This window comes from Actinomycetota bacterium (assembly GCA_040905475.1).
GTDB lineage: Bacteria > Actinomycetota > AC-67 > AC-67 > AC-67 > DATFGK01.
Map to the genome: position 1 here is coordinate 1 of JBBDRM010000102.1, position 4310 is coordinate 4310.

General features: G+C 64.1%; 6 protein-coding genes, 3 tRNA genes and 1 riboswitch. Of the genes, 6 read left to right on the forward strand and 3 right to left on the reverse strand.

Annotated elements, in window-relative coordinates:
• The 3 genes from WEB06_12150 to tig all read right to left on the reverse strand — a co-directional run.
• Positions 1–142 (reverse strand): ClpX C4-type zinc finger protein (locus WEB06_12150; GenBank protein MEX2556371.1); only part of this gene is annotated, 142 nt, incomplete at its 3' end.
• Between the two features lie 34 nt (positions 143–176).
• A complete protein-coding gene (gene clpP / locus WEB06_12155; protein ID MEX2556372.1) occupies positions 177–809 on the reverse strand; it encodes an ATP-dependent Clp endopeptidase proteolytic subunit ClpP in 633 nt (210 codons plus the stop codon).
• Positions 810–837: 28 nt separating this feature from the next.
• Complete coding sequence (tig, locus tag WEB06_12160) at positions 838–2136, reverse strand: trigger factor (protein ID MEX2556373.1); 1299 nt, start codon at positions 2134–2136, stop codon at positions 838–840.
• A gap of 255 nt (positions 2137–2391) precedes the next feature.
• On the opposite strand from tig, the gene WEB06_12165 reads away from it, so the two are divergent.
• The 6 genes from WEB06_12165 to WEB06_12190 all read left to right on the forward strand — a co-directional run bounded on the left by WEB06_12165 (position 2392) and on the right by WEB06_12190 (position 4244).
• Positions 2392–2466 (forward strand) — tRNA-Pro (locus tag WEB06_12165).
• Between the two features lie 92 nt (positions 2467–2558).
• A riboswitch (Fluoride riboswitch) is annotated at positions 2559–2624 on the forward strand.
• A gap of 32 nt (positions 2625–2656) precedes the next feature.
• Complete coding sequence (crcB, locus tag WEB06_12170) at positions 2657–3028, forward strand: fluoride efflux transporter CrcB (GenBank protein ID MEX2556374.1); 372 nt, start codon at positions 2657–2659, stop codon at positions 3026–3028.
• Entirely contained in the window at positions 3025–3375 is a 351-nt protein-coding gene (locus tag WEB06_12175) for a DUF190 domain-containing protein (protein ID MEX2556375.1), read from the forward strand. Before crcB ends, WEB06_12175 begins: the two co-directional genes overlap by 4 nt.
• 239 nt (positions 3376–3614) lie before the next feature.
• Positions 3615–3685, forward strand: a tRNA-Gly gene (locus tag WEB06_12180).
• A 90-nt stretch (positions 3686–3775) separates the two neighbouring features.
• Positions 3776–4129 carry a hypothetical protein gene (locus WEB06_12185; GenBank protein MEX2556376.1) on the forward strand — a complete coding sequence of 118 codons (354 nt, stop codon included), beginning with the start codon at positions 3776–3778 and terminating at the stop codon, positions 4127–4129.
• Positions 4130–4170: 41 nt separating this feature from the next.
• Positions 4171–4244, forward strand: a tRNA-Arg gene (locus tag WEB06_12190).
• Positions 4245–4310 lie beyond the last annotated feature (66 nt).

Genomic DNA, 4310 nt, shown 5'->3' on the forward strand with positions numbered 1-4310 from the left:
CCTCGATGATCTCGTTGCAGAGGTCGATGCACTCGTCGCAGATGTAGACGCCGGGACCGGCGATGAGCTTCTTTACCTGTTTCTGCGATTTCCCGCAGAAGGAACACTTCAGCAGGTCGCCGCCATCCCCGAATTTGGCCACCACCGGCTCCCGTTCTCTTCGGGTTTATCGAGTTTTACGAACCGTTTGCCGCACCAACCGCAGCGGCTACTTGCTGTGTTTTACGGGAAGAAATGATCTCGTCAACGATACCATAGGCTTTCGCCTCGTCAGCGGTCATGATGAAGTCGCGATCCGTGTCTTTCGAAACTTTCTCCAGCGTCTGGCCCGTGTGCTCGGCGAGGAGCTCATCGAGAAGCCGCCGATAGCGGAGAATCTCCCGTGCCTGGATCTCGATGTCGACCGCCTGACCACCGGCCTGTCCGTGCGGCTGGTGGATGAGGATCCGCGCGTGCGGCAGCGCGTACCGCTTGCCGTGCGCGCCAGCGGCAAGCAGGACGGCCGCGGCGCTGGCGGCCTGGCCCATGCACAGGGTCGAGACATCGGGCTTGATGTACTGCATCGTGTCGTAGATCGCGAAGAGCGCGGTGATCGATCCGCCCGGCGAGTTGACGTAGATCGAGATGTCCTTCGAGGGGTCCTCGGCTTCGAGGTGGATCAGCTGCGCCATGATGAGGTTCGCGACCGTGTCGTCGACCTCGGTGCCCAAGAAGACGATCCGCTCCTTGAGAAGCCGCGAGTAGATGTCGAAGGATCGTTCTCCGCGGTTCGTCTGCTCGACGACGATCGGGACCATGTAATTCTTCACGGGGTGCCTCCTGCTTGGGATCTACGCTCTAGGCTGGTTTTGACTCTTCTTTCACTTCGGCGCGCTCAACGATCAGGTCAAGCGCCTTCCGCCTGATGATATCAGCGGAGAGGGCCCCCAACCGGCCGCCGGAGACCAAGCTCTCGCGCAGCTCATCGGGCTCTTTCTGCAGCGCTTGGGCGTGTGTGAGCAGCTCGGCTTGGACATCCTCTTCCGACGCCTCGAGCTCCTCGCGTTTCCCGACTTCGTCCAGGATCAACTGGGCCGCCACGTTCCGCTCGGCCTGTCGGCGCAGGTCCTCGGTGATCTGCTCCTCGGTTTGACCGGTTCGCTCCAAGTACTGCTCGAGCGAAACGCCGGCGTGGCGTAGCTGGTCGGAAAGCCGCGCAGCGCGGTAAGACATCTCGTCGTTGGCGAGGGCCTCGGGCACCGGGACGCTGGCTTGCTCGATGACCTTCTCGAGGAGGCGGTTCCGAACTTCGGCATCGGCTGAAACACGTTTCAGTTCCTCGATCCGCGTGCGGACATCGGCGCGCAGCTCGTCCAGCGTGTCGAACTCCGATGCCGTTTTGGCGAACTCGTCGTCCAATGCCGGAAGGTTCTTCTGCCTGATCTCTTTCACCAATACTTGGAAGGTGATCTCTTTTCCCGCGGATTCCCCCGGGTACGTTTCCGGCAGGGTCGCGTTGAATTTCAGGATGTCTCCCTGCCGCTTCCCCTCGAGCTCGCGATCGAGCTCGGGGACGAACCGCTCCGACCCCACCTCGTAGAGCAGGTCGGTCGCGCTCGCCTCGGGGACCTCCTTGTCGTGGACGTATCCCTTGAGGTCTATCAGCGCGAAGTCCCCTGAGTGCGCGGGACGCGTAATCGTCTCGAGCGTTGCGAAGCGGTCCTGCAAGCGGACGATCTGCTCGTCGAGCTCTTCGTCCGTCACGGCAGCCTGGGGTCGTTCGACGCTGATCTGCGAGAAGTCGGGGAGATTGATCTCCGGCCGAACCTCGAACAGCGCGTCGAAAGCGAGCCCCCGGTCGTCGTAGGAGCGAACCTCGATGTCGGGGAGCGAGATCGGCGAGACATCGCTCTCGGTCATCGCCCGACGCCAGAGGAGCGGGACGGCTTCCTGCAGGGACGCCTCTCGGATCTGATCCGCGCCGAGCCGCGCCTCGAGGACCTTGCGCGGCACCTTGCCCTGGCGGAAGCCCGGAACCTTCACCTCGCCGGCGAGCCGTTCGAACGCGCGCTCGACCGCGGGTGCGACCTCGTCCGGAGTCGCTTCGACCGAGATGCGGACCTTCGTGGGGCCTTCCTGGGAAACGGTGGTTTTCATGCGGGGCCGTATCTTAGCCTCGGGCTGCCTCCGCGGGCTTGGTATCGTTCTGGTTCCGCGATGGTTCGTCCCGGTGGCGTCGTGGCGCTCCACGACATCGTTCCCAACAAAGATTAGCCGGCCCCCCAGGTAGACCTGTTCTGGCGAGAAGTGAAAGACGGGCGCACACTGAAGGGGCTGGTTGCCAGCTGGCTGCAAAGCGGCGCCGGGATCGGCGTCATCCAGGTCTAGGGCAGGGCACAGAAGGGTTATCGGCGGGGCGTAGCGCAGCTTGGTTAGCGCGCCTGCTTTGGGAGCAGGAGGCCGGCGGTTCGAATCCGCCCGCCCCGACTAGCAGCGGAAATGGCTTCGCGACCTAAGAGCACCAGCGCATGGAGCCGGTGATCCTAGCGCGTTGACCTTGCCTCGTTGCTGCCCTATCCTCTGCGCCGGGCGATGGGGCTCGCCCGAACTGCGGCCTCCGGGCCGCTGATGGCTCCTACCGAAGCGGTGGGAGCCGTTTCGTTTTTGGGAGGGCTGAGTGAGAACGATCTGGATAGGCGTCGCGGGGTTCGCAGGGGCCGTCAGCCGTTACGCAGTTGAGGGATGGGTTTCGTCACGCACGCGCGGCGCATTCCCATGGGGCACCCTCGTTGTGAACGTGTCGGGTTGTTTCGTTCTCGGGCTTGTCTTCACGCTGCTCACGGAGCGCTTCTTGCCGCACCCCGCGCTTCGCTCGACATTGACCATCGGCTTCGTCGGGGCGTACACGACGTTTTCCACCTTCGCGTTCGAGACGATGCGTCTCGGGGAAGACGGAGCCGTTCTGCTCGCCGCGATCAACGTCGGCGCGAGCGTCGCGGCTGGGATCGCTGCCGTCTATATGGGCACGGCCCTCGGGAGGGCGCTATGAAACTCGAAGGCACCGGGAAGTTGCTCCGCATCTTCATCGGAGAATCCGACACCTGGCACGGCAAGCCGCTCTATCAGGCGATCGTGGAGGCCGTCCGCAAAGCAGGACTCGCCGGGGCAACGGTTGTGCGCGGCATCGAGGGGTTCGGCGCTGAAAGCCATCTCCACACGGCGCGCATCTTGAGGCTATCGGAGGACCTCCCGGTCTTGATCGAGATCGTGGACACTGACGAGAACATCCGGGCGATCCTGCCGAGCCTCGACGAGATGATCGCCGACGGACTCGTCACCCTCGAAACGGTCGAGGTCATTGCCTACCGACCATCAGCGGAGTCGGGGAAAAGTTAGGACGGACGCCATCTTCGAACGCAGGTTCGGTGTTCAGATTTCTCCCGCACGCCAGGTTTCAGCGTTTCTGCTGAGGGTATGGACAATCATGCTTCCGTCGCCCCCGAGGCGGGAGTGCATCCCCCGCTGGGGTGAGCCAAGGGCTCACCCCAGTCCCCTTTCCGGGGCCGGATCGAGAACCAGCGGAGATGGCTTCGCGGAGCGTGACGCAGCGGCGATGCTACGATGCGCCGGGCTCCGCGGGCGTAGCTCAATGGTAGAGCTCGAGCCTTCCAAGCTCGTGATAAGGGTTCGATTCCCTTCGCCCGCTCGACCTTCCCGCCCGCCGGCCGGGGCTGCGGCCGTTCCTTCCCATGCTAGAGTTACATGCCTGTAATTCGTTGACCTGGAGGGCCTGAACGTGGGCACGTCGGAACGCGTCCTGGCTGGGCTGATCGTCGTGCTGCTCGCCGTTGGGATCGGAGCCGTTTTCCTCAAGGGAGACGACGAAGAGCCGCTGACGCTCCCGACCACCTCCCCGACCCCATCCGAGACCTTCACGTTCCCCGGCCCGGTCCCCACGGAGTCCGAGACCCCGCTGTTCCCGACGGCGACGGAGACCGAGACGGCCCCCGGGCCCGAGGTGTCTCCCGGCGAGGGAGAAGAGCTGCCGCGCACGGGTGGAGGATCGCTGCTCTGGCCGGCAGCCACGACCCTGGTACTCGCGGTCGGCGGCGGGATCTTGGTTCGGCGAACGGCGCGAAGCGTTTCCTGAAAGCGCCCTCCGGGCCCGCTGCTACACTTTCTTCGAAGCCTGCGCCCGTAGCTCAAATGGATAGAGCAGCTGGTTTCTACCCAGCGGGTTAGGGGTTCGAGTCCTCTCGGGCGCGCGTTCGAACCGTGGTGGCCGTAGCTCAGTTGGTTAGAGCGCCGGGTTGTGGTCCCGGAGGTCGGGG

Excerpts from the sequence above, each read along its gene's own strand:
- tig (MEX2556373.1), bottom strand. The coding sequence starts at position 2,136 with ATGAAAACCACCGTTTCCCAGGAAGGCCCCACGAAGGTCCGCATCTCG.
- WEB06_12175 (MEX2556375.1), top strand. The coding sequence starts at position 3,025 with ATGAAACTCGAAGGCACCGGGAAGTTGCTCCGCATCTTCATCGGAGAA.